This is a genomic window from Bradyrhizobium sediminis (assembly GCF_018736085.1).
Classification (GTDB): Bacteria; Pseudomonadota; Alphaproteobacteria; order Rhizobiales; family Xanthobacteraceae; genus Bradyrhizobium; species Bradyrhizobium sediminis.
In genome coordinates this window covers 2,279,947-2,302,256 of sequence record NZ_CP076134.1, presented here as the reverse complement: position 1 = coordinate 2,302,256, position 22,310 = coordinate 2,279,947, and the positions used below count along the sequence as shown (strand labels likewise).

General features: G+C 63.3%; 24 protein-coding genes and 2 pseudogenes. 14 read left to right on the top strand and 12 right to left on the bottom strand.

Annotated features, from left to right (window positions below; all coding sequences use genetic code 11):
• The first annotated feature begins 208 nt into the window (after positions 1-208).
• The gene (gene pcaD, locus KMZ29_RS10965) at positions 209-991 is read left to right on the top strand and encodes a 3-oxoadipate enol-lactonase (RefSeq protein ID WP_215623693.1); all 783 of its coding nucleotides are present in this window, start codon (positions 209-211) and stop codon (positions 989-991) included.
• A gap of 21 nt (positions 992-1,012) precedes the next feature.
• Here the strand turns inward: pcaD and KMZ29_RS10960 are convergent, their stop codons facing one another.
• Positions 1,013-1,540, bottom strand: a complete 528-nt coding sequence (locus tag KMZ29_RS10960; protein ID WP_215623692.1) for a hypothetical protein — start codon at positions 1,538-1,540, stop codon at positions 1,013-1,015.
• Positions 1,541-1,833: 293 nt separating this feature from the next.
• Between KMZ29_RS10960 and KMZ29_RS10955 the strand changes: the two genes are divergently transcribed.
• A complete protein-coding gene (locus KMZ29_RS10955; protein ID WP_249779893.1) occupies positions 1,834-2,013 on the top strand; it encodes an RNA-binding protein in 180 nt (59 codons plus the stop codon).
• On the opposite strand, the gene KMZ29_RS10950 is transcribed toward KMZ29_RS10955, so the two are convergent.
• The 3 genes from KMZ29_RS10950 to KMZ29_RS10940 are packed head-to-tail and all read right to left on the bottom strand — an operon-like array spanning position 2,010 to position 4,206.
• Positions 2,010-2,828, bottom strand: coding sequence for a hypothetical protein (locus tag KMZ29_RS10950; protein ID WP_215623690.1), 819 nt, complete (start codon positions 2,826-2,828; stop codon positions 2,010-2,012). The genes KMZ29_RS10955 and KMZ29_RS10950 overlap by 4 nt on opposite strands.
• 3 nt (positions 2,829-2,831) lie before the next feature.
• Positions 2,832-3,419: a helix-turn-helix domain-containing protein gene (locus KMZ29_RS10945; protein WP_215623689.1), complete on the bottom strand. Its 588-nt coding sequence runs from the start codon at positions 3,417-3,419 to the stop codon at positions 2,832-2,834.
• Between the two features lie 4 nt (positions 3,420-3,423).
• The gene (locus tag KMZ29_RS10940) at positions 3,424-4,206 is read right to left on the bottom strand and encodes a TIGR04255 family protein (protein WP_215623688.1); all 783 of its coding nucleotides are present in this window, start codon (positions 4,204-4,206) and stop codon (positions 3,424-3,426) included.
• A 237-nt stretch (positions 4,207-4,443) separates the two neighbouring features.
• On the opposite strand from KMZ29_RS10940, the pseudogene KMZ29_RS10935 reads away from it, so the two are divergent.
• Positions 4,444-4,707, top strand: a pseudogene (locus KMZ29_RS10935) (IS1 family transposase); the annotation flags it as partial.
• A gap of 338 nt (positions 4,708-5,045) precedes the next feature.
• On the opposite strand, the gene KMZ29_RS10930 reads toward KMZ29_RS10935, so the two are convergent.
• On the bottom strand, positions 5,046-5,207 hold the full coding sequence (locus KMZ29_RS10930) for a hypothetical protein (protein WP_215623686.1): 162 nt from the start codon (positions 5,205-5,207) through the stop codon (positions 5,046-5,048).
• Positions 5,208-5,477: 270 nt separating this feature from the next.
• Between KMZ29_RS10930 and KMZ29_RS10925 the strand changes: the two genes are divergently transcribed.
• The 6 genes from KMZ29_RS10925 (at position 5,478) to KMZ29_RS10900 (ending at position 11,726) form a co-directional block, all read left to right on the top strand.
• Positions 5,478-6,395, top strand: a complete 918-nt coding sequence (locus tag KMZ29_RS10925; protein WP_215606652.1) for an ABC transporter permease subunit — start codon at positions 5,478-5,480, stop codon at positions 6,393-6,395.
• The gene (livM, locus tag KMZ29_RS10920; protein ID WP_249779892.1) at positions 6,395-7,729 is read left to right on the top strand and encodes a high-affinity branched-chain amino acid ABC transporter permease LivM; all 1,335 of its coding nucleotides are present in this window, start codon (positions 6,395-6,397) and stop codon (positions 7,727-7,729) included. Before KMZ29_RS10925 ends, livM begins: the two co-directional genes overlap by 1 nt.
• Complete coding sequence (locus tag KMZ29_RS10915) at positions 7,726-8,559, top strand: ABC transporter ATP-binding protein (RefSeq protein WP_215623685.1); 834 nt, start codon at positions 7,726-7,728, stop codon at positions 8,557-8,559. The genes livM and KMZ29_RS10915 overlap by 4 nt, the downstream gene beginning before the upstream one ends.
• A complete protein-coding gene (locus tag KMZ29_RS10910; RefSeq protein WP_215623684.1) occupies positions 8,556-9,302 on the top strand; it encodes an ABC transporter ATP-binding protein in 747 nt (248 codons plus the stop codon). The genes KMZ29_RS10915 and KMZ29_RS10910 overlap by 4 nt, the downstream gene beginning before the upstream one ends.
• A gap of 163 nt (positions 9,303-9,465) precedes the next feature.
• Positions 9,466-10,584, top strand: coding sequence for a branched-chain amino acid ABC transporter substrate-binding protein (locus tag KMZ29_RS10905; RefSeq protein WP_215623683.1), 1,119 nt, complete (start codon positions 9,466-9,468; stop codon positions 10,582-10,584).
• Positions 10,585-10,730: 146 nt separating this feature from the next.
• On the top strand, positions 10,731-11,726 hold the full coding sequence (locus tag KMZ29_RS10900; RefSeq protein ID WP_215623682.1) for a P1 family peptidase: 996 nt from the start codon (positions 10,731-10,733) through the stop codon (positions 11,724-11,726).
• 33 nt (positions 11,727-11,759) lie between these two features.
• Here KMZ29_RS10900 and KMZ29_RS10895 read toward each other — a convergent pair whose 3' ends face one another.
• A complete protein-coding gene (locus tag KMZ29_RS10895) occupies positions 11,760-12,533 on the bottom strand; it encodes an EF-hand domain-containing protein (protein WP_215623681.1) in 774 nt (257 codons plus the stop codon).
• Between the two features lie 270 nt (positions 12,534-12,803).
• On the opposite strand from KMZ29_RS10895, the gene rpe reads away from it, so the two are divergent.
• Together rpe and KMZ29_RS10885 are read left to right on the top strand one after the other, a co-directional pair.
• The gene (rpe, locus tag KMZ29_RS10890; RefSeq protein ID WP_215623680.1) at positions 12,804-13,505 is read left to right on the top strand and encodes a ribulose-phosphate 3-epimerase; all 702 of its coding nucleotides are present in this window, start codon (positions 12,804-12,806) and stop codon (positions 13,503-13,505) included.
• A 61-nt stretch (positions 13,506-13,566) separates the two neighbouring features.
• The gene (locus KMZ29_RS10885) at positions 13,567-14,118 is read left to right on the top strand and encodes a hypothetical protein (RefSeq protein ID WP_215623679.1); all 552 of its coding nucleotides are present in this window, start codon (positions 13,567-13,569) and stop codon (positions 14,116-14,118) included.
• Here KMZ29_RS10885 and KMZ29_RS10880 read toward each other — a convergent pair.
• From KMZ29_RS10880 to KMZ29_RS10865, 4 genes are all read right to left on the bottom strand, one after another.
• A complete protein-coding gene (locus tag KMZ29_RS10880; RefSeq protein WP_215623678.1) occupies positions 14,103-14,396 on the bottom strand; it encodes an antibiotic biosynthesis monooxygenase in 294 nt (97 codons plus the stop codon). The genes KMZ29_RS10885 and KMZ29_RS10880 overlap by 16 nt on opposite strands.
• A 123-nt stretch (positions 14,397-14,519) precedes the next feature.
• Positions 14,520-15,971: a serine/threonine protein kinase gene (locus KMZ29_RS10875; protein ID WP_215623677.1), complete on the bottom strand. Its 1,452-nt coding sequence runs from the start codon at positions 15,969-15,971 to the stop codon at positions 14,520-14,522.
• A gap of 3 nt (positions 15,972-15,974) precedes the next feature.
• Entirely contained in the window at positions 15,975-16,715 is a 741-nt protein-coding gene (locus tag KMZ29_RS10870) for a metallophosphoesterase family protein (RefSeq protein ID WP_215624227.1), read from the bottom strand.
• A gap of 161 nt (positions 16,716-16,876) precedes the next feature.
• Positions 16,877-17,473 carry a TetR/AcrR family transcriptional regulator gene (locus KMZ29_RS10865; protein WP_215623676.1) on the bottom strand — a complete coding sequence of 199 codons (597 nt, stop codon included), beginning with the start codon at positions 17,471-17,473 and terminating at the stop codon, positions 16,877-16,879.
• A 399-nt stretch (positions 17,474-17,872) separates the two neighbouring features.
• Between KMZ29_RS10865 and purB the strand changes: the two genes are divergently transcribed.
• The gene (purB, locus tag KMZ29_RS10860) at positions 17,873-19,180 is read left to right on the top strand and encodes an adenylosuccinate lyase (RefSeq protein WP_215623675.1); all 1,308 of its coding nucleotides are present in this window, start codon (positions 17,873-17,875) and stop codon (positions 19,178-19,180) included.
• 95 nt (positions 19,181-19,275) lie between these two features.
• Here the strand turns inward: purB and KMZ29_RS10855 are convergent, their stop codons facing one another.
• Both KMZ29_RS10855 and KMZ29_RS10850 read right to left on the bottom strand, forming a co-directional pair.
• Positions 19,276-20,109 (bottom strand): FTR1 family iron permease, encoded by an 834-nt coding sequence (locus tag KMZ29_RS10855; protein WP_215623674.1) that lies wholly within the window; start codon positions 20,107-20,109, stop codon positions 19,276-19,278.
• Positions 20,110-20,119: 10 nt separating this feature from the next.
• On the bottom strand, positions 20,120-20,476 hold the full coding sequence (locus KMZ29_RS10850; RefSeq protein ID WP_249779891.1) for a cupredoxin domain-containing protein: 357 nt from the start codon (positions 20,474-20,476) through the stop codon (positions 20,120-20,122).
• 211 nt (positions 20,477-20,687) lie between these two features.
• Here KMZ29_RS10850 and murI point away from each other — a divergent pair, with 211 nt between their 5' ends.
• Both murI and KMZ29_RS10840 read left to right on the top strand, forming a co-directional pair.
• Positions 20,688-21,485: a glutamate racemase gene (murI, locus tag KMZ29_RS10845; RefSeq protein ID WP_215623673.1), complete on the top strand. Its 798-nt coding sequence runs from the start codon at positions 20,688-20,690 to the stop codon at positions 21,483-21,485.
• 19 nt (positions 21,486-21,504) lie between these two features.
• A pseudogene (locus tag KMZ29_RS10840) lies at positions 21,505-22,285 on the top strand (HpcH/HpaI aldolase family protein).
• Positions 22,286-22,310: the final 25 nt, after the last annotated feature.

Here is a 22,310-nt window from a genome sequence, read left to right as displayed (position 1 = left end):
GATCACAACCGACGCATATTCGCAGCGCAACAGAGTTGCGCCGATGTCTCGGGATTGCCGGAGCCAGGCGGGAGGCCGAGGCCGCCGCGCCTTTGTGCGTGGAAAGAATCGCTGCATTGGTTGAACCGATGGCCTATCAAAGCTACTCGCAAGCCCGGCTGCCCGCTTCGCTCGCCGACGAGAAATAGGACCACTCCGGAGAATCCTGATGCCGATGATCGATGCCGACGGTTGCCTGCTCAATGTATCCGTCGAAGGCCGCGACGGCGGACCGACGCTGATGCTGTCGAATTCGCTGGGCTGCACCTTGCAGATGTGGGAGCCGCAGATGAAGGCGCTCACCCAGGTGTTTCGCGTGATCCGCTACGACCGGAGCGGCCACGGCAAGTCCAATGTGCCGCCCGGCCCCTATTCGATGGAGCGCTTCGGCCGCGACGTGCTGGCGATCCTCGACGACCTCAACATCGAGAAGGTGCACTGGTGCGGGCTGTCGATGGGCGGCATGGTCGGACAATGGCTGGGGGCCAACGCGCCCGAGCGGTTCGGCAAGATCATTCTCGCCAACACCGCCTGCCACTATCCCGATCCGACCAACTGGCTGAACCGCATCAAGGCGGTGAAGGAAGGCGGTATCGCCGCGGTGGCGGACACCGTGATATCAGGCTGGCTGACCGCCGATTTCCGCGAGCGCGAGCCTCAGATAACGGCGAACATGAAGGCGATGCTGATTGCCTCGCCGGTGCAGGGTTATCTCGCCTGCTGCGAAGCGCTGAGCACGCTCGATCAGCGCGCGCTGTTGCCCAGGATCAAGAGCCCGACGCTGGTCATCGCCGGGCGTCACGACATGTCGACGCCGATCGCGGCCGGCGAGTTCATCCGCAGCCAGATCCCCGGCGCCGCCTTAACGATTCTCGACGCCGCGCATATTTCCAACGTCGAACAGCCGCACGCCTTCACCGACGCGGTGGTCGGCTTCCTGACGCAGCGCTAGGCCGCGTCCGCCAGGGCGGCGTCAGCGGTTGTGGGGGAGTTGGGCCTGCTGGAGCGATAGAGCGGGCGCAGTCACGCTGTGATCGGTCTGCGGCTGTGCCGGACGTTCGATCACCAGCACGATGGCGGCGCCGAGCAACAGCAACAGCTCCGTCGCATGCAGCCTGAGGGCTGCGGTTTCGCCGACCTGCGAGGCCATCACCATGCTGGCAAAACTGATCACGCTGCCGATCGCGAGCGCGATGCCAAGCGCTTCGTCGCAGCCGCCGCTCTTGCGGACCGAAGGGCGGGTGAGAAGGACCACGAACAGCGCAAAAAATGCGGCGACCGTGAGCTTGCCCAACGCCACCAGCCAGGCAAAGCGCACCGTGTTCAGCGCCGCCAGCTGCAGGTAATCGCTGATGAACAGCGCCACCGATATGTTCGGCCGCTCGTAGAGGCCGTGGATCGGCGAAATCACGATCTTGAGGGCAACGATGGTCCAGGTCGGAACGAAATAGGCCGCCAGCAGCGCGCCGTTGAATGAACTGATCCGCCAGTTTGTGGACATGCCGCTTCCCGCTCGTTCCGCTGGCTCCGGACCGGAGCCGCGGCTTGCGGGCGAGGTAACTCGCTTAAACTGGGGCGGGCAATTTAAACCCTTTGTTTACCTTAATGGCGGGCGGCGGCGGACACAACGAGGCGGTAGCCGGGGGACAACGTCCGCACCGGGTAGTGTCTCAGGTTGAAATTTTGTCATGGGTCTGGACCATGCTCCACGCTGATTGCCCTGATTGCATCGACCGCAACCAGCGCTCAACAAAAGGCGAAAAACGTCCAACTGACGCCATCGGAAACGCCGTCATGATCGCCAAGATCGCGACCGGCGAGATCGAGGACATCACCACCAAGGACGGTAAGAACGCCGCCGCCGTGGCGCTGGGACGCATGGGCGGGAAAGCGCGGGCCGCGGGGATGACTGCCAAGAAGCGGTCGGAGATCGCAAAGAAGGCGGCCAAGTCTCGATGGAAAAGTGAGGCCTAACCAGATTCAACGATATCAAGGTAATCGAAGTTCCACGGCCTTGTAGATCGAAGTTGATGCAGGGAAATACTATCCGCAGAGACGGGCAAGCATACGCGCAACTCGATATTTTTCCATTTCTTGTCGCTGTAGTAATATTGCCTGAAGAGGCTCTTGATTGTGCTTGCGGCTTTATTCGCTGACGCCTGCGCCCTCCCGGGGTCTTCTGACACGTTGTAAACGAGAATTATTGTTAGAGCGTAAGGGTCGTCTGCCTCTCCATGCTTTTCGTCCTTGCCGGAGTCGATATCAAATAGAACGGCGATGAGGTCGGTACCCGTCGCCTTGATAGTGCTTGCTATCTTCTTATGGACTTCCGCAGGCCTTTCCTTCAATCGCCGATCAAATTCATCGGGGAAAATTGCCCGATGATAGCGGGCTGCCAACCAGGACTGCAGCGTAAAGTGTTCGTCTTGAGTGAGCCTGATCTCCGGGAGAGGTGACTCCGCGAGCAACAATTCCTTCTTTATGGACCTTTTTTCGGTTGCAAAAAATTCAGCTAATAGAGCAGTTGGCCCTGCTGAAAAATTCAGATGCAAGCGCCGTGGGCTCTTACCGTTGGCGTAGAGTCCATTAATAGCCTCTATCTTCCGTCCAATAAGAATCTCGCAGAACGGCTCGTTTGCAGCACTCTCAAGAACGTCACAATCATGCGAAACAAGGATAGCAACGGTATCCTCTCTTGTTTCTGGGTGAAGCAGCCCGAGCTTCTCAGCGCTGCTTACGCTGAGAAGCAGACCTTGCTCCCAAGGGGTATCAATTCTGGTCTCTTGCATTCTTCATGACTTATCGACCAACTCTGGAGTGCCGTGTCCGAGAAGGTTATGCGGTTTTCGATCGACTAACAGCCCATTAAGAGCAAGCCGCTGTTCGGCCTCCTCATTAGCCAACTTTACAAGAGACTGTGCGGCCTCTGTACCGCTTCCGCCCATAGCGACAGTTTCTATAAGCGTCTTACCACCCGGCAATTTGCGGTGAATAAAGAGTGCGCGTTCAGACAAGCTAGCGTCAGCAATGACGATTGCGGCTGATTTCAACTCAATCAGCTTTGCCAAGTTTTCGTGTTTGATGGATCCACCGTCAATCCAATTATAGAGCGCCTGCCGCGAGACACCCAAACAACGCGCCAGCTCTGCCATTGACAGGTGCAGCGTAGACTTCGTGTATTCAATATCTGCACTAACCGCGAACCCATTCGACTTAGGAGCGCTGTCTCGCTGCTTGCTGAAAACATCCCTGCTTTCACGGAGCGCATGATAGGCAGGCGTATAATCTCCTCCCGTACCTACCCCTCCCAAAAGAACAGTGAATGTCACAAGAGGGGCTAAGAAGGTGCCGTTGCGGTGATTTGGAGTTGTCCTATCCATTGTCTCAATCCCAGACTTTGAGAGCATGAGGAGTCACCATTTTTTCGAATGAACGGCCTATGTTCTTATGAAGCGAATCCAGCGTTGTTGCTAGACGGTCCAAGTCAAAATCCTGTCGATCTTCCATCCAGCCATCGGTATCAATGATCGCGTATTGCCCAGTGACTTGTGCAAATTTCGCTATTAGCGTGAGGTGTATCGGCTGCAAATCTTCTGGAAATGCGGCGCCGCGATCCTGTTGCGTATGCACAATAGCTCGACTTACCAGCGTGGTTTTGTCGAGCACAGTCCTTGTTTCGGAGAGCGTATGAACGAGGGATCTATCAGGAAAGCTACCAGATAGCCCTAGAACGCAAGGCTGCAGATAGTCAGTTACAGATTCATTCGCGTTAGGCAGTACCGCATCCAAATAACGTACCCCAACACGCTCCGAGTAGTTCAGGACCGCCTCTTTGTGTATCGCCTGCAAACCAAAAAGGAACGCCGACAGAAATGGTTCAAACGTGTCGTAATCTGTCGTTTGGTATGTCAACCAAGACTGGTCCAAAATGAAGCCGGCCGTCTTACGGGAATTCAAAAACAAGTACCGCGTAGCGACCGTTGTCTTTGGTACCGGAGCTCCGATTAGCTCCAAGTGTGCCAACTGGATGGTTTGAAAATCCGGGTATCCAGCCTTGCGCAGGTTTTCCTGGATTGCAGGCACGTAGGTAGCCAGCGCCGCCAAGGTATTAAACTTGACTTGCGCCAGCGCATAGTAAACCGGGGCATTATTCATTTTCTTGCCCATGACCCCCTCCACTTGGCAATCCATTACTTGGCACTCCAGTTGACACTTTACAAGTTACTTTACACTTGAGATAGGCGCTTAATGTCCAGCTTTCCCCCGAAAGTAACATTTTACCTACCCATCTGAATTCTCTGCGAGGGTCGTCCATGCGTTCGGTATCCCGGATCACTGGGGTATCCATCTTTCGAAGCTGCTGGTTGACGCGGGACTGGCTGGCACGGCCTACACTCAGACCTTATCAACACGTCTTTTGCCGAGCGCCAGCACGTCACAATGCACATATCAATGCGCTGGTTCACCCGGCTCACCGATGCGTTCAGCAAGAAATTCGAGAACCATTGCCACGCGCTGGCGCTCTATTTCGTGTTCCACAACTTCTGCCGTGCCCACAAGACGCTGGGCGCAACGCCTGCAATGGCGGCTGATTGGGATGATCGACGTACGGGAAACCCCGTGCTTCGCGGACCTTATAAGAAAAAGGCCAATGAAATTTCGAACTGAGACACTACCCGGACCCGGCACCGGCAAGGCGCAGGCGATCATTCGCTCTGGCGAACCGCTGCAGCTTCAATTGTCGGGGTTTTTTTGCCTGCAATCGCACCGGAAGGTCCGTCGGGCAGGACCATAAGCGTTCTACAAATTGCGTGATGGTGGAATAGTGCCGGTGATTTGCCCGACGTGTCAAATGTTTTCGCGGGATCGCTCAAAGGCGCTGATGCCAGCGACGCTAGGTTACTTTGCATGGGGTTGTTTTCGATATTTTAGTTTTGGGGCGAGCACCGCAAGAAAGGCCCGCCTCTCGGCGGACCCTTCCTGCTCGCGCTGACATCAAGTCCGAACTAGTGACCTGCCCGCTGGCCCGGGTTGGGGTTCGGGTTCTGGCCCTGACGGCCCGGATCCTGCTGCTGCTGGCCGGGCTTCTGGCCGCCGCCCTGCTGCTGGCCGGGCTTCTGACCCGGTTTCTGATTCTGCTGGCCCGGCTTCTGGTTCTGGTTGGACATCGGGATCTCCCTTGTTGAACCTAACCGGCGGGTAACTCGCAAAACCGATTTTGGTTGCGCTGGAAAGGCCGGTTCCGGCGGGATCATTGCCTGGCAGAGTCGCGTTGCCGCGGCCCCGCCGGGAACTCCGACCGTAAAATGACCACTGTACAAGCCCTTCGAGCCGCCCCCCGCGCTGTTGCCGCACCCGGTTCCCGCTGTTAGAAAATGACACGACGCGTCGTACCGGCTGCCGGGGCCACCGCCGCGTCATCGAAACAACGGCAGCGCATGGACTATTTCGCCCAGCAACTCATCAACGGCATCGTGCTCGGCTCGATCTACGGCCTGATCGCCATCGGCTACACCATGGTGTACGGCATCGTCGGCATGATCAATTTCGCCCATGGCGATATCTTCATGATCGGCGGCTTCATCGCGCTGATCTCGTTCCTGATCCTGGTCTCGTTCGGCCTCACCTTCGTTCCCGTGATCCTCCTGATCGTGCTGCTGGTATCGATGGCGATCACCGCGCTCTATGGCTGGACGGTGGAGCGCATCGCCTACCGGCCGCTGCGGCACTCGTTCCGCCTCGCGCCGATGCTGTCGGCGATCGGCATGTCGTTCGTGCTGACCAACTACTCGCAGGTGGCGCAGGGCGCCCGGGTCAAGCCGGTGCCGCCGATCATCACCGGCGGCTACACGCTGCATGAGGGCGCCGGCGGCTTCGTGGTGCAGCTCTCCAACATCCAGATCATCGTCGTCGTCACGACCGTCGTGCTGCTGGCGCTGTTCACCTGGCTGGTGGCGCGGACCCGGCTCGGGCGCGACATGCGCGCCTGCGAACAGGACCAGACCATGGCGGCGCTGCTCGGGGTCGACGTCGACCGCACCATCTCCATGACCTTCGTCATCGGCGCCGCGCTCGCCGCGGTCGCGGGCATGATGTACCTGCTCTATTACGGGCTGGTGGATTTCTTCATGGGCTTCGTCGCGGGCATCAAGGCCTTCACCGCCGCCGTGCTCGGCGGCATCGGATCGCTGCCCGGCGCGATGCTGGGCGGGCTCGCGATCGGCCTGATCGAGACGCTGTGGTCGGCGTATTTTTCGGTCGAATACAAGGACGTCGCCGCGTTCTCGATCCTGATCGTCGTGCTGATCTTCATGCCGACCGGCCTGCTCGGCCGTCCCGAAGTCGAAAAAGTCTGATGGGCGGCGTGACAGCACCCGCGCCCCGGGCGACGGCCATATCGCGGGGCCCCGGCGCAGCCTTCATCTTCAAGAAAGCCCTGATCAGCGCGCTGGTCGCGCTGGTGCTGTTCTCGCTGATGATCGGCGTGCGCACCGAGGCGGGCCCTTCCGGGCAACTGATCTACTGGACCCGGTTCGGCGATCTCGCCGCCATGGTCGCCACCGTGTTCGGCGGCAGCATCGTCGTCGAATTGCTGCGGCAGTGGTGGGGACCGGTCGGCACCGTCAGGAACGTGCCGCAACCCGTGCAGAGCGTGCTGGCGACCACAGGACGATGGATCGCGCCGGTGCTGCTGGTCTTCACCTTCCTGGTGCCGGTGATCTTTTACAACGAGCGCTACATCCTCGACCTCGGCATTCTGGTGCTGACCTATGTGATGCTGGGATGGGGATTGAACGTGGTGGTCGGGCTCGCCGGGCTGCTCGACCTCGGCTATGTCGCGTTCTATGCCGTCGGCGCCTATTCCTACGCATTGCTGGCGACGAATTTCGGACTGTCGTTCTGGGTCTGCCTGCCGCTCGCCGGCATCCTCGCGGCATTCTGGGGCGTGCTCCTGGGATTTCCCGTGCTGCGGCTGCGCGGCGACTATCTCGCCATCGTGACGCTGGCGTTCGGCGAGATCATCCGCCTCGTCATCATCAACTGGCAAAGCCTGACCGGCGGCCCGAACGGCGTCACCGGCATTCCCCGGCCGAGTCTGTTCGGCATTCCCCTGACGCCGGGAGACGACGGCCTTGCGGCGAAACTCGGCATCGAATTCTCGCCGACCCACCGCATCGTGTTTCTGTTCTATCTGATCCTGGCGCTGGCGCTGCTCACCAACTGGGTGACGATCCGGCTGCGACGTCTGCCGATCGGCCGCGCCTGGGAAGCGCTGCGCGAGGACGAAGTCGCCTGTCGCGCGCTCGGCATCAACACCACAACCACCAAACTGACGGCATTCGCGACCGGCGCCATGTTCGGCGGTTTCGCCGGCGCGTTCTTCGCCACCAGGCAGGGCTTCATCAGCCCGGAATCCTTCACCTTCCAGGAATCGGCGCTGGTACTGGCGATCGTCGTGCTCGGCGGCATGGGCTCGCAACTCGGCGTCGCGCTTGCGGCGCTGGCCATGATCGGCGGCTTCGAGCTGTTCCGCGGCCTCGACCAGTATCGCATGCTGGTGTTTGGACTGGCGATGGTGCTGTTGATGATCTGGCGGCCGCGCGGGCTGATCGGCCATCGCGCCCCGACCGTGTTCCTGCACCATAGCCAAGCCATCTCATCCGACCTCGTCAAGGAGGGGCATGGATGAGCGGCGACAGCATTCTTACAGTCGACCGCCTGTCGATGCGCTTCGGCGGCATCGTCGCCGTCAACGATCTGTCGTTCGGCGCCGAACGGCGCAAGATCACCGCACTGATCGGACCGAACGGCGCCGGCAAGACCACGGTGTTCAACTGCATCACCGGATTCTACAAGCCGAGCGACGGCACGATGCGGCTGCAACATGAAGGCGGCGCCGAGATCCGGCTCGAGCGGCTGAACGATTTCCGGATCTCCAAACAGGCCAAGGTCGCGCGCACGTTCCAGAACATCCGGCTGTTTCCCGGCATGACCGCGCTGGAAAACCTGATGGTCGCGCAGCACAACGCGCTGATGCTGGCCTCCGGCCTGACCTTCCTCGGATTGATCGGCGCACCGTCGTGGCGCGCGGCGGAAAAACGCGCGATCGACCTGGCAAAGCTCTGGCTCGAGCGCATCGGGCTCATCGACCGCGCCGACGACGCCGCCGGCAACCTGCCCTATGGCGACCAGCGCCGTCTCGAAATCGCGCGCGCGATGTGCACCGAACCCGCGCTGCTCTGTCTCGACGAGCCGGCCGCCGGACTGAACGCGCGCGAAAGCGCCGCCTTGAGCGAGTTGCTGCTCTCGATCCGCGCCGAACAAGGCACCTCGATCCTCCTGATCGAGCACGACATGTCGGTGGTGATGGAAATCTCCGACCATGTCGTGGTGATGGACTACGGCGTGAAGATATCGGAAGGCACGCCGCAACGGATCCGCGACGATCCCAAGGTGATCGCAGCCTATCTCGGCGCCGACGAGGACGAGGCGATCGCGGTGATGGAGAGCGGAACGTGACCGCGCCGTCCGCCACGCCCCTGCTCGCGATCCGGTCCTTGCGCGCCGCCTACGGCAAGATCGAAGCGTTGAAAGGCGTCGATCTCACCATCAACCCCGGCGAGATCGTCGCCCTGATCGGCGCCAACGGCGCCGGCAAATCGACGCTGATGATGACGGTGTTCGGCCGGCCGCGCGCCCGCTCGGGCCAGATCCTGTTCGACGGCCACGACATCACCGCGGTGCCGACCCACGAGATCGCGCGGCTGCGCATCGCGCAGTCGCCCGAAGGCCGCCGGATTTTTCCGCGCATGAGCGTGGCGGAAAACCTGCAGATGGGAGCCGACGCGACCGAGAGCAGCGAAACCGACCGCGCCGCCGGGCTGGAACGCGTGCTGACACTGTTTCCGCGGCTCAAGGAGCGGATGGCCCAGCGCGGCGGCACGCTGTCCGGCGGCGAGCAGCAGATGCTGGCGATCGGCCGCGCGCTGATGAGCCGCCCCCGCCTGTTGATGCTGGACGAGCCATCGCTGGGCCTCGCCCCCCTGATCGCGCGGCAGATCTTCGACGCCATCCGGACCCTGAACCGGCAGGACGGCCTCACCGTGCTGATCGTCGAGCAGAACGCCAATCATGCGCTCAAGCTGGCCCATCGCGGCTACGTCATGGTCAACGGCCTGATCACGCTGGAAGGTACCGGCGGCGAGCTGCTGCAGCGCCCGGAAATCCGCGCTGCGTATCTGGAAGGCGGCCGGCGGGGTTAGCCCCCGTGGCGCGGCCGGCTGCGGCAAGATGCGGCGAATGAATGGTGGATTTGCCCGAAAATCGCCGATGACTTCGGACCAAATTCAGCCGACAATGCCCCCCTCTTCTCGAACCCGGCGAGGGGCCGGGTCCCTACCGTAGCGATTATCGCGAGGACCAACCATGAAATCACTGAAACTCATCGGCCTGGCATTGGGCGCGACCTTCGCGCTGTCGACGGCAGCGCTGGCACAGGACATCTCCATCGGAGTGGCGGGCCCGATGACGGGCGGCGAATCCGCATTCGGCCGGCAGATGAAGAACGGCGCCGAGCAGGCGGTGGCGGATCTCAACGCCGCGGGTGGATTGCTCGGCAAGAAGCTCGCGCTGCAGGTCGGTGACGATGCCTGCGACCCCAAGCAGGCCCGTTCGATAGCGGAAAAGTTCGCCAGTGCGAAAATCCCGTTCGTCGCCGGCCACTACTGTTCTTCGTCGTCGATCCCGGCGTCGGAAGCCTATGCCGACGGCAACGTGCTGCAGATAACCCCGGCCTCGACCAATCCCCTGTTCACCGAGCGCAAGCTCTGGAACGTGGCGCGGGTCTGCGGCCGTGACGATCAGCAGGGCCTGGTCGCCGCCGCATTCATTGCCAAGAACTACAAGGGCAAGAACGTCGCCATCCTCAACGACAAGACCACCTACGGCAAGGGATTAGCCGACGAGACCAAGAAGGCGCTCAATAAGGCTGGCTTCACCGAGAAGATGTTCGAGTCCTACAACAAGGGCGACAAGGACTTCACCGCGATCGTCTCACGCATGAAGCGCGACAATATCGATCTCGTCTATGTCGGCGGCTACCATCAGGAATCCGGACTATTGGTGCGCCAGATGCGCGACCAGGGCCTGAAGACCACCCTGATGGCCGGCGACGCGCTGGCCGACAAGGAGTTTGCATCGATCACCGGCCCCGCCGGCGAAGGCACGCTGTTCACCTTCGGACCCGACCCGCGCAACAAGCCGACCGCCAAGGCGATCGTCGAGAAGTTCAAGGCCAAGAACATCGATCCCGAAGGCTACACCCTCTACACCTACGCCGCGATGCAGGTCTGGTCGCAGGCGGTGAAGAAGGTTGGCAGCACCGATCCGAAGAAGGTCATGGAGGCGATCAAGGCCGGCGCATGGGACACCGTGATCGGCAAGCTTGAATTCGACGCCAAGGGCGACATCAAGGTACTCGACTATGTCGTCTACAAGTGGGACGCCAAGGGCAACTACGTCGAGATCAACCCGAAGGGCTCGTAAGGTCTGACCGGTCCATCAAGACATCAAACGCCCCGGTTCGCCGGGGCGTTTTTTGTTGGTAGCGAGCCGATGGGAGCATCGCTGCGTGCGACGCGGTTGACCGCAGCGCAGCCCTGCGCTCATCTGCGCTCCGCAGGGAACGTCGCATGAAGAACCTCCTCACCGATATTGCCGGCGTCCGCGTCGGCCACGCCGACGACGCCACGCTGGCCTCCGGCGTCACCGCCGTGATCTTCGATACGCCGGCGGTGGCGGCGATCGATATCCGCGGCGGCGGTCCCGGTATCCGCGAGGGCGCGGTGCTCGACCTCGCCAATACCGTGGAGCAGATCCACGGCATCGCGCTTTCGGGCGGCTCGGCGTTCGGGCTCGAGGCCGGCGGCGGGGTGCAGGCCTGGCTGGCCGAGCAAGGCCGCGGCTTTGCGGTCGGCGGCGCGCTGATTCCGATCGTACCCGGCGCGATCTGTTTCGATCTGTTGAACGGCGGCGACAAGGCCTGGGGCCGCTTCCCGCCCTACCGCGATCTCGGCTACGCCGCCGCCGTGGCGGCGGGCGAAGACTTCGCGCTCGGCAGCGTCGGCGCCGGGCTCGGCGCCACCACCGCCACTTGCAAGGGCGGCATCGGCTCGGCGTCGGCGGCGACGCGCGGCGGCGTCAAGGTTGCGGCCCTTGCGGTGGTCAATGCGGTCGGCAGCGTCACCGTCGGCGACGGGCCGTGGTTCTGGGCCGCGCCCTTTGAAAGCGGCGGTGAACTGGGCGGCCGCGGATGGCCGCCGCAGTTCACGCCCGGGATGCTGGCGATGCGGATCAAGGGCGGCGCGGCCGCGACCGCGGTGGAGAATACGACGCTGGCGGTAGTTGTGACCGACGCGGCGCTGACCAAGCCCCAGGCCCAGCGGCTGGCGATGATCGCGCAGACCGGATTTGCGCGCGCGATCTATCCGGTGCATGCGCCGCTCGACGGCGACGTGGTGTTCGCCGCGGCCACCGGCGAAAAGCCGATCGATCCGCTTGCCGGCCTCACCGAGCTCGGCATGGTCGCGGCCAATGTCGTGGCCCGCGCCATCGCGCGCGGCGTTTACGAGGCAACAGCCCTGCCCTTCCCCGGCGCGCTACCGGCGTGGAAGGACCGCTTCGGTTAGCGGCAGGATTTCACCCGCGCGCGTTCAAGGGGGTCAGGCGCTGACCGAAAGCGAGGCGGTCGCCGCCGACGAAATCGCCTTGGCCTGCCGCGCAATCATCTGCTCGATGAAATTATAGGACGAGGTCGCGGCGCCGGATGCTGACGATGCCGCCGGCGACGTCATCGTTACCTTGGAACCGTCGGCATAGGTCAGTGACGTCGTGGTCGAACCGTCGCTGTTGGTGACCGTTGTGCTGGTTGCGCCCTGCAAAGTCTTCATCAGCGGGTCCGAACCCGAACCGCCCGCATCCGTGGCACCGCCGACCTGATGCTGGTGGCGGTGAACCTTGCCCTGCAGCGCCGACATTATCTCGTTGAGGCTGACCGAACCGTCGCCATCCTTGTCCATCTTGCTGAACACGTCGTCGGCCTGCGCGGTATTGGTTCCGCCGGCGCCGAGCGAATTCTCGAATTCCGATTTGCTGAGCTTACCGTCGCCGTCGGCGTCGATCTGCGCGAACAGGTCCTTCAGCGGATTGGATCCGCCTGCTGACGATGCGCCGTCGGACCCGCCTGTCGAGGAATCCGTCTGGCCGAGCGCAGCGAGCAAGGCGCTCATCAGTTCGGGCGACAGCGCGCCGGACTTCGAGGAGGAGCCCTTCGGCGCCGCACTCGAATTGGACAACAAACCTGGGCTTTCGGTGCGGCCGAAGAAATCCGGCGTTTGCCTGTTCTGCGTGACACCGGTGGTCGGGGTCGACTTCTTCGCAGTGAGCGACTGCAGCGCGCCGAGAGCCGATGACGCGGCGCCGAGACCTAGCAGCATGGCAGAACTCCGACATTGGCCGCATGGCGCGGCCCTTCACTTCCACGCCGAACAGTGAGCAAACGCCGTGCCATCGCGAAAACCCCACAAAACAGCGGCTTTTCGTCCCGAGCGATCCGCGGTTGCCCGGCAATTGATGCCGCCAACGGCAGAATTTTCCGCTTCCGAGGTGCCGCCAGCCCGCATTGCTCCCGGGCTTGGCGCGTGTTACGCGAAAACCGCACGCTTCCCGTTCTGCACGCTTGCAAAGTGGCCCGGAAAACAGCGCTCATGTCTCAACAATTTGCTCCCCGCCCCCTGGTCATCGCGCCGTCGATCCTGGCTTCCGATTTCGCCAGGCTCGGCGAGGAGGTCCGCGCCGTGGATACGGCGGGCGCCGACTGGATCCATCTCGACGTGATGGACGGCCATTTCGTGCCCAACATTTCCTACGGCCCCGACGTCATCAAGGCGATGCGGCCGCACACCAGCAAGGTGTTCGACGCGCATCTGATGATCGCGCCCTGCGATCCCTATCTCGAGGCCTTCGCCAAGGCCGGCTGCGATCACATCACGGTGCATGCCGAGGCGGGCCCGCATCTGCATCGATCGCTGCAGGCGATCCGCGCACTCGGCAAGAAGGCCGGCGTCTCGCTCAATCCGGGCACGCCGATCTCGGCGATCGAATATGTCATCGACCTCGTCGATCTGGTGCTGGTGATGTCGGTCAATCCCGGCTTCGGCGGCCAGGCTTTCATCCCCTCGGCGCTCGGCAAGATCCAGGACCTGCGCGCGATGACCGCAGGCAGGCCGATCGACATCGAGGTCGATGGCGGCGTCAGCGCAGATGTGTCCGGTCAGCTCGCCGCCGCCGGCGCCAATGCCTTCGTCGCCGGCTCCGCCGTGTTCAAGGGCGGCACCACGGAAAGCTACAAGGCCAACATTTCCGCGATCCGCAACGCGGCGGCGCTGGCGCGCGGCGAAGCGATCTGACGCACCCTGGTCGTTCCTGGTCGAACGCATTCCTGCGTTGCCGCGACCAACGAACATGACCATGGACGAATTGCGATCGACGTTGTTTTCGGCCGGGCTGCGGCGGCTGCTTTCGGAAACGCTTGAACCCGGCGAGCGCGTGCTGTGGCAGGGCCAGCCCGACGGCGTTGCCGACATGATGATGTGGCGCTTTCTGTGGTGGATCGGATTTCCCTGGCTGCTTGTCACGGCGATCGCGATCTCCCGGGGCTGGATCGATCAATCGACGCCATTCCTTCTGCTGTCCGGGGCCGTGATGGTTGCGGCGCCGCTGGTGATGCTGTTGCACGACCTGCAGACGCTGTGCGTGATCACCAACCGGCGCGCGCTGATCCTGCGCACGGCCTGGGGCAAGCGGACCGTGACCGCAACCGCCTTTGCGGACATGGACGCCACGTTCGAGATTCTCGACATCGGCCGCGGCGCCGGCCACCTGAATTTCGCCTCAGGGGTTTCGACCCGCTCTCCCGATACCGATTACACCGGCCGCTACGGGTTTCGCTGCATTCGCGACGCCTCGGCCGTGCGGGATATCCTCGAGCGGGCACGAGGACGCGGTCATGCCAGCGTATGAACGATCACCGGTCCGGCGATGGCTGTGGCTGGCCCGGTGAGCAGTGGCGTCAGATTCTGCTCGATCCAGGCGACACCGCGCCTGTTCGACTCCTCCGCGCCTGCGAAATTGTTGAAGATGCTGATCGCCGTCACCGTGTCGTCGGGCGCATAGACCACGTAATAGGCAATGAAGCCTTCGACATCACTGATGATTGGAATGGCGCCTTCCTTGATCCTGCGTGTCAGCTCTTCGGCCATGCCGGCCTTGGCCTTGCCCTGGCGAATGGCGGCGTACATGGGAAATCCTCCTTCACGAACAGCAGAACCCCCGCGCCGAACCTTACGCCATCCCGCGCAACCGCGCCATCCAGCGTTGGCCGACCAACCGATCGAGGGCAGCCGCTCGAAAGGGGAGCGCAGCTAGAACATTGCCTCCCCGGGCTCCTTGCCTGTTCCCTCCAGCTCCTGCAGCGGCGCCTGCCGCGGCGGCCGCACGACGGTCACGCTGCACGGCGCTTCCGCCGCCACCTTGGCGGAAACGCTGCCGAGCAGCGTGCGCACCAGCGAACTCTGGCGCGCGCCGATCACGATATGGTCGACATGATTGGCTTCGGCGAATTCGAGGATCGCGGAAGCGGGATCGATCGCTTCGAGGACATGGACGGTGAGCCGGTCCTCGTCGAGCTTGAGCGGCGACGCCCAATGCTTGAGCGCGACCATCCGCTCGATGTGCTTGTTGTTGCCCTCTTCGTCGAGGGTCCGGTCGATGGTGACGCGGCCGAGCTTCAGAACGTTCAGGCAGGCCAGCCTCGCGGAAGGCAGGGTGGCGAGAATCCTTTCGGCGGTGACGCGCAGCGCCTCGTTGAGCTGCTCCGATCCCTCCGTGGTGTCGATCGCGACCGTCAGGATCGGGCATGAAGCCAGTTGCGCCGCCAGATCCGCTTTCGGCTTCGGCTGGGTCAGGCCGCGGTTGAAACGGCGGCGCCAGACCGTGCTGAGGGGATCGCGCACCAGGCGCTCCGCTCGCGCGGTCAGCTTGACCTGGTCGGGATGGCCCAGATCGAACGCCAGATGCGACGCCGTCGGATAACGCCAGACCGGCTCGATCTCGAGGCACCGCAGCACGATCTCCTGCAGCCAGGGCGGATAGTCCGCCCGCAGCCGGCGCGGAGGGTGCGGATCTCGCCACAGCCGCCGCCGCATGCCGCGCAGGGTTTCGGTCTCGCCGAACGGCCGTTCGCCCGTGGTGAAGAAGTAGAGCAGCACCCCCAGCGAAAACAGGTCGCTGCGCGGATCGTCCCGCACCCCGAGTAGCCGCTCCGGCGCCATGTAAGGCGCGGTGCCGTAGGGCAGCCGGAATTCTTCCTGCAGCAAATCCGGCAACTGGTTGTGATGCGACAAACCAAAGTCGATCAGCACGGCTTCGCCGCTGGGACGAAACATGATGCTGCTCGGCTTGATGTCGTGATGGATGACGTTCTGCGTGTGCAGATCGGCCAGCGCGGTGGCAATCTTGCCGACGATCGCCCTCGCCTCTTCATAGGAGATCGGCAATTCGCTCAGGCGCTCGTACAGCGTCTTGCCCGGAATGCGCTCGATCACGACATAGGGCTGGCGGGCGAAATCGCCTGCCCCGAAGCAGGCCGGCACATGCGGCCCCGACAACCGCGGCAGGATCATCTGCTCCATCTCGAACCCGACGATGGCGGCGGGATCTTCCCCTTCGGAAATCCGCGGCACCTTCATCAGCATCGGCGTGTCGCTGTCGGGCCAGGTCACGCTCCACAGCGTCGCCATGCCGCCACTATGGACGCGCTCTCCGACCGTGAAGCCGTCGATGACGGCGCCGGGCTCAACCAGCGTCTTGACCATCGCCTACCTCCCGACCTTGAGCCGGTCGGCCAGCCAGAGCGGCAGCCCGTTTTCGCGAATCCGCCGCGCCGCCGCCTCGACGTCGTAGGGCACGCGGCAATAGGTGATTTCCCCGGTTGCGGTATCAAGCATCGCAAACGAAGCCGCCGGATTGCGGTCGCGCGGTTGCCCCACCGAGCCGAGAACGGCGAGCCAGCGCCTGCCGCCAAGCAATTGAACCGGCACCCCCGATGTCGGGATGAAACTCGTCATCTTCGCAGTTGCCGACATCGAGTAGAGCGACGGCTGATGGATGTGGCCGCAGAATGTGACGTGGGCGTCGGTCGCCACCAGGCTGCGCGCGGCGTCCGCCGTGCTCTGGATGTAGCGCCATCGAGCAGGCGTGCTGGCCTCGGAATGGACGTAGAGGCGATCGTCCTCCTTTTGCGTCAGCGGCAGTTCCGCCAGAAAGCGCCGCTGTGCCGCATTCAGCCGCCCGCGCGTCCATTCGATCGCGGCCTGGGCCTCGGCGTTCATGGTCTCGGAAGGCGTGCTGATGGCGTTGTCGTGGTTGCCGCGCACGGCTATCGCCCCGCTGTTGACGAGGTCCATCACCGTCTCGACCGTCCATTCCGGATCGGCGCCATAGCCGACGTAATCGCCGAGACAGGCGAAGCGTCGCGCGCCGCGCGCCCGCGCATAGTCGAGGCAGGCACTGAACGCCTGCCGATTGGCATGGATATCCGCAAACACGGCCAGCAGCACAATTTCCTCCATCCGCACGACACCGGCCGCGCCTCTGCACAGATTGACAGATATCAAACAACAGGGCGAGGCTGTCCCGCAATCGCGCTGATGGCAGCGATCGGGTCAGCAGAGACACAGGGGGTGTGTGGTGTGCTGCGGCGATTCGCGCGCAGAGATATTTATCGCTTGCCCGGCGCTTCCAGCCCCTTGAGCAGCAGCGCCAGCACGGCGTCGATTCTTGCTGCGAGCCCGGCATCGTTCCATTCCTCGGAATGGGCGGGATGATGGAAACGGATGGTGGCGTCGAACACCGCACGCGAAGTGGCCTTGACGTCGGCGATCTCGAACGCGCCCTGCTTGACGCCGTCGGCCAGAATACGTTCGACCTGATCGCAGAGGCATTCCTTGTGCGAACTCACCGCCTGACAGGCCTCCTGGGCCAGCGCCAGATAGGTCGCGAACATCTCGGGATCGTCGGACAGCTTCTTGTGCTTGTTCGCAAACAGCGTGCGCAGCCAGCGCTCCAGCCGGGCCGGCGCCGGCCCCGACGCGTCCACGATCTTCTGCAGTGGCGCATTGAAGCGGTCGAGCCAGCGTTTGGCCACCGCCTGGCGCAGCGAAGCCTTGCTCGGAAAATGCCGGTAGACGCTGCCATGGCTGACATCGAGCGCGCGGGCGACGTCCACCACGGTGGCCTTCGCCAGACCGTAGCGGCGCAGCACGTCCTCGGTGACTTCGAGGATCCGCTCGGGGGTCAGAACTACATTCTCGTTCATGCGCGCACCGTCTGCTTCCAGTCGTTGTGGCGGGCGGCCACCGCCGCCCTCTTAACGGGCTAACCGGCTGGCCTGCGCTTCAAGGTGGCGGGCAACCTGGGCATTAAGCCATCGTGTGATTTGTTGGGTCAGATGAAAGATCTCGATCGTCATGGCGAAGTCCTCTGCAAGTCTGCTGGCCCGCGGTCGATCGGCCGGCGGGCGAAGCTGACGCCGCAATGTTGGCGTCGAGGGCTATATAGCCCATCGCGATGACAGATTACAATATCTGTCAGTCAATATTTCGTGAGCGGGTTCGTCCGTGGCCAGCCGGCGGCGCAAGGCCGCCGGGACGGCGTTTGTCTCACCGGGGCGGCTCTGCTAAAGCGCGGCGTAACCCCTGAACCGTCAGAGTCGTCGATGATCCCCCGCTACACCCGCCCGGAAATGGCCTCCATCTGGGAGGCCCAGACACGCTTCAAGATCTGGTTCGAGATCGAGGCGCATGCGGCGGACGCGCTGGCCGAACTCGGGGTGATCCCGAAGGAGGCCGCCAGGACGATCTGGGCCAAGGCCAAAAATGCGGCCTTCAACGTCGATCGGATCGACGAGATCGAGCGCGAAACCAAGCACGACGTCATCGCCTTCCTCACCCATCTCGCCGAGATCGTCGGCCCCGAGGCGCGCTTCGTGCACCAGGGCATGACCTCCTCCGACGTGCTCGACACCTGCCTCAACGTGCAGCTGACCCGGGCCGCCGACCTCCTGATTGCCGACGTCGACAAGGTGCTGGCGGCGCTGAAGAAGCGCGCCTTCGAGCACAAGATGACGCCGACCATCGGCCGCTCCCACGGCATCCATGCCGAACCGGTGACGTTCGGGCTGAAGCTCGCTTATGCCTATGCGGAATTTGCCCGCGCCCGCGAGCGGCTGGTGATTGCCCGCAAGGAAGTCGCGACCTGCGCGATCTCCGGAGCGGTCGGCACCTTCGCGCAGATCGATCCGCGCGTGGAGGCCCATGTCGCCAAGGCGATGGGACTTGCGGTCGAACCGATCTCCACGCAGGTGATCCCGCGCGACCGCCACGCGATGTATTTTGCAACCCTCGGCGTCATCGCCGCTTCGGTCGAGCGGCTCGCCACCGAGATCCGGCATCTGCAGCGCACCGAAGTGCTGGAGGCCGAAGAATTCTTCTCCGAGGGGCAGAAGGGTTCCTCGGCGATGCCGCACAAGCGCAACCCGGTGCTGTCGGAAAACCTCACCGGCCTGTCGCGCATGGTGCGTGCCTATGTGACCCCGGCGATGGAGAATGTCGTGTTGTGGCATGAGCGCGATATCTCGCACTCCTCGGCCGAACGCATGATCGCGCCCGACGCCACCGTCACGCTCGACTTCGCACTCAATCGCCTCGCGGGCCTGGTCGACAAGCTGCTGATTTACCCCGAGAACATGCAGAAGAACCTCGACCGCCTCGGCGGCCTCGTGCATTCGCAGCGGCTATTGATCGCGCTGACGCAAAAGGGCTGCAGCCGCGAGGAATCCTACAAGCTGGTGCAGCGCAACGCGATGCCGGTGTGGCGCGGCCAGGGCGATTTCCAGACGCTGCTGAAAAAGGACGCCGAGGTGAAGAAGTACCTCAGCGATACCGAGATCTCGGAACAGTTCGACCTCGGCTATCACTTCAAGCACGTCGACACGATCTTCAGGCGGGTGTTCGGCGAAGCGTGACGCGAAGCGTCGCCACGAGCAGCGTGATCGCGGACGGCGACGTGCGGCGGGGTGATGCGATCCGCATCGAACTGCCGAAAGCCTGCGCCGGAATTTCAGCCGTGCGCCGGCTCCGGCATCGCCTTGGCGGGCGAGCCGTAGATCCGCATCAGCACGAAGGTCACGAGCAGGATGGCCAGATAGACCACAAGCTGCATCGCGGTGGGCTGATCGGTGTAACCGATCAGGGTGTGCAGCGCGCGGCCGAGGAAACTGGAATCCGACAACAGCCAGCCGGAGTCCCAGACGATGGTGTCCATCGCCGTCAGCCAATTGGCCTGTTCGAGAAAGTGGGTCGCCTGCGCCGCCATGCCCGCGGCCAACAGCGCGATCAGCACCGTTGTGGTGGCGAACAGCGCGCGCATGGGAATGCGGATCAGGCCGACATAGGTCAGCACACAGATGAGCGCGCCGAGCAGAAGTCCGCCAAAGCCGCCGAGCGCCACGCTCCAGGCCGAGTCGCCCCCCGCCGCCAGCACGCCGTACAGGAACAGCACCACCTCGCTACCCTCGCGCAGCACGGCGACACCGACCACGACCGCGAGCGCCAACAGCGACTTCGCCCCCTCGACCACCGCCTGTCCGGCGGAGCGCAGTTCGCCGGCGAGCTCGCTGCCGTGACGCGCCATCCAGACATTGTGCCAGGTCAGCATCACGACGGCGACGGTCAGGATCGCCGCGTTGAACAGCTCCTGCCCCATCCCCGCGAACAGATTGGAGAGCGCGCCGGCGAACGCCGCGACCACGCAGGCGGCCAGCACGCCCACCAGCACGCCGCCGCCGATCCATCGGTTGCGGTGCGGAACGGTACGCGTGACCGCGAGCACGATACCGATGATCAAACCGGCCTCGAAAACTTCGCGGAATACGATGATCAGAGCAGCGAGCACGACGCCCCTTTTACTTTACGACCAGCGCGCCGCGAGCCGTCTTCTCGTTGTATTCGTCGAAAAACTCATAGCGGCCGGGCTTTTGCGCGCGGACATTGATAATCGCATCGCTGCCGCCGGCAACCACTTTCTCCACCTTCAGGGTCTTGCTCTCGAATTCCATCGCCTTGGCGTCGAGATTTTTCAGCTTGATCACGACAGGCGTGTTGGCGGGGGCGCTGATCTCCGCCGGCTCGAACTTCTTGTCCTTGTAGCTGAGCTGGATCTCGGTGGCGGTCTGCGCGACGGCCGTCGACATGGCAGATACTGATGCAATGCCCAGCGCGGCGATAAACGCGGTCTTCGAAAGCATAAGCGAGGCAAACATGATCGTTCTTTCATGGAGTGCTGATATCAGGCCGCTGTTAGCCGCTACGCGGCTATGGCGCAAAGAGACTCGCTCTAATTTGGAGCGATTCTAAGGATTTAGCCGCAACCCGCCGGCGGCTTTGGCCCGCCTCCCCGACCCGCGCCGTGCCCTCCTCACAGCCATGCAATAACAACTGAATGGTAACCCCGGATCGGCTAGGATCCCGGCCGTGTCAGCGCCTCCGACGATTCTGGTTTTCGATTCCGGCCTTGGCGGGCTCACGGTCTTGCGTGAGATCGTCCGGGCGCGGCCCGACGCCCATTATGTCTATGTCGCCGACGATGCGTTCTTTCCCTACGGGCACCACAGCGAGGAGCAGATCATCGCCCGGGTGGTGCCGCTGATCGGCGAACTGATCGCCGCGCGCGCCCCCGACCTGGTGGTGATCGCCTGCAACACCGCTTCCACGCTGGTGATGTCGGATCTGCGAGCTGAATATCAGGTGCCCTTTGTCGGAACCGTGCCCGCGATCAAGCCGGCCTGCGCCAGTTCCAGGACCAAGCGGGTGTCGGTGCTGGGCACCAAGGGCACCGTCCAGCGCGAATACACCAGGGCGCTGATCCGCGACTTCTCGCAGGGCTGCGAAGTGACACTGGTGGGGTCGCCGGAGCTCGCCTCATTGGCGGAAACGGCGTTGAGCGGCGAAGCGGTGGGCGACGCCGCGATCGCAGCCGAGATCGCGCCATGCTTTGTCGGGGCCGGCGCAAGCGATCCAGCGCGCACCGACACCGTGGTGCTGGCCTGCACCCATTATCCCCTGCTGCTGGATCGCCTCAAAAGGCTGGCGCCATGGCCGGTGGACTGGATCGATCCCGCCCCCGCGATCGCGCGGCGGGTGTCGGACTTGCTCGGGCCTCCCGGCAGCGAGGCCGATCACGCCGGCGCCGAAATGAATTTCACCTCCGGCCGTCCGCACACTCTGAGCCGGGCGCTGACGCCGTTTTTCGGCGGCCGCGTCCCGGCGTGATCAAGATGGAGTTTCGCATTTGACGTCTCCGACGCCTGCGCCCCTGAACCGTCTCCGCAAGCTGTGGCGGGAGGGACGTCCCACCTTCGGAGCCATTGCGACCATTCCGAGCATCCAGACCGTGCAGATCATGGCCCGTTCGGGGCTCGACTGGATCATCGTCGACCTCGAGCACGGCCCGATCGATCTCGGCTCCGCGCATGCGATGATCACGGCCACCTCGGGCACGCCATGCATGCCGCTGGCGCGGATTGCATCCAACGAGCCCTGGCTGGCGAAGGCGCCGATGGACATCGGCGCGCTCGGCATCAATTTTCCGATGATCTGCAGCCGCGAGGGCGCCGAAAAAGCCGTTCGCAGCGTTCGCTATCCGCCGCGCGGCGACCGGCTGTCGGGGGCCGTTCCACGCACCGTTCCGCTGGGGCGTCTCGATGCCCGACTACATGGCGACCGCCGACGACGACATGATCTGCATGGTCACGATCGAGCATGTCGATGCGGTCGAGCGCATCGACGAGATCATGGCTACCCCCGGCATCGACGTCGCGGTGATCGGCCCCGGCGACCTCGCCACCTCCATCAACAAGCGCGGCCGCATCGATGATCCCGAAGTCCAGGCCCTGATGGCGCGCGCCGAGGCCGGCATTCTCAAAAGCGGCGTGCCGATCGGCGGCGTCGCGCGCACCGCCGAACAGGCCAATGCGATGATCGATCGCGGCTATCTGGCGCTGGCGCTCGGCTTCGACTGGTCGCTGTTTCAGCGCGGCATCATGGCGAATTTCGAAGGCATCAAGCGCTGAAACGCGCCGTACCGGCCAACACATC

What these genes read in the sequence shown, in the direction of transcription:
- livM (WP_249779892.1), top strand. Translation starts at nt 6,395, where the DNA reads ATGGGCGGCGTGACAGCACCCGCGCCCCGGGCGACGGCCATATCGCGG.
- KMZ29_RS10915 (WP_215623685.1), top strand. Translation starts at nt 7,726, where the DNA reads ATGAGCGGCGACAGCATTCTTACAGTCGACCGCCTGTCGATGCGCTTC.
- KMZ29_RS10925 (WP_215606652.1), top strand. Translation starts at nt 5,478, where the DNA reads ATGGACTATTTCGCCCAGCAACTCATCAACGGCATCGTGCTCGGCTCG.
- purB (WP_215623675.1), top strand. Translation starts at nt 17,873, where the DNA reads ATGATCCCCCGCTACACCCGCCCGGAAATGGCCTCCATCTGGGAGGCC.
- KMZ29_RS10905 (WP_215623683.1), top strand. Translation starts at nt 9,466, where the DNA reads ATGAAATCACTGAAACTCATCGGCCTGGCATTGGGCGCGACCTTCGCG.
- KMZ29_RS10885 (WP_215623679.1), top strand. Translation starts at nt 13,567, where the DNA reads ATGGACGAATTGCGATCGACGTTGTTTTCGGCCGGGCTGCGGCGGCTG.
- KMZ29_RS10930 (WP_215623686.1), bottom strand. Translation starts at nt 5,207, where the DNA reads ATGTCCAACCAGAACCAGAAGCCGGGCCAGCAGAATCAGAAACCGGGT.
- KMZ29_RS10950 (WP_215623690.1), bottom strand. Translation starts at nt 2,828, where the DNA reads ATGCAAGAGACCAGAATTGATACCCCTTGGGAGCAAGGTCTGCTTCTC.
- KMZ29_RS10865 (WP_215623676.1), bottom strand. Translation starts at nt 17,473, where the DNA reads ATGAACGAGAATGTAGTTCTGACCCCCGAGCGGATCCTCGAAGTCACC.
- KMZ29_RS10880 (WP_215623678.1), bottom strand. Translation starts at nt 14,396, where the DNA reads ATGTACGCCGCCATTCGCCAGGGCAAGGCCAAGGCCGGCATGGCCGAA.
- KMZ29_RS10875 (WP_215623677.1), bottom strand. Translation starts at nt 15,971, where the DNA reads ATGGTCAAGACGCTGGTTGAGCCCGGCGCCGTCATCGACGGCTTCACG.
- KMZ29_RS10900 (WP_215623682.1), top strand. Translation starts at nt 10,731, where the DNA reads ATGAAGAACCTCCTCACCGATATTGCCGGCGTCCGCGTCGGCCACGCC.
- KMZ29_RS10955 (WP_249779893.1), top strand. Translation starts at nt 1,834, where the DNA reads ATGATCGCCAAGATCGCGACCGGCGAGATCGAGGACATCACCACCAAG.
- KMZ29_RS10940 (WP_215623688.1), bottom strand. Translation starts at nt 4,206, where the DNA reads ATGGGCAAGAAAATGAATAATGCCCCGGTTTACTATGCGCTGGCGCAA.
- KMZ29_RS10960 (WP_215623692.1), bottom strand. Translation starts at nt 1,540, where the DNA reads ATGTCCACAAACTGGCGGATCAGTTCATTCAACGGCGCGCTGCTGGCG.
- KMZ29_RS10850 (WP_249779891.1), bottom strand. Translation starts at nt 20,476, where the DNA reads ATGTTTGCCTCGCTTATGCTTTCGAAGACCGCGTTTATCGCCGCGCTG.
- rpe (WP_215623680.1), top strand. Translation starts at nt 12,804, where the DNA reads ATGTCTCAACAATTTGCTCCCCGCCCCCTGGTCATCGCGCCGTCGATC.
- pcaD (WP_215623693.1), top strand. Translation starts at nt 209, where the DNA reads ATGCCGATGATCGATGCCGACGGTTGCCTGCTCAATGTATCCGTCGAA.
- KMZ29_RS10895 (WP_215623681.1), bottom strand. Translation starts at nt 12,533, where the DNA reads ATGCTGCTAGGTCTCGGCGCCGCGTCATCGGCTCTCGGCGCGCTGCAG.
- KMZ29_RS10945 (WP_215623689.1), bottom strand. Translation starts at nt 3,419, where the DNA reads ATGGATAGGACAACTCCAAATCACCGCAACGGCACCTTCTTAGCCCCT.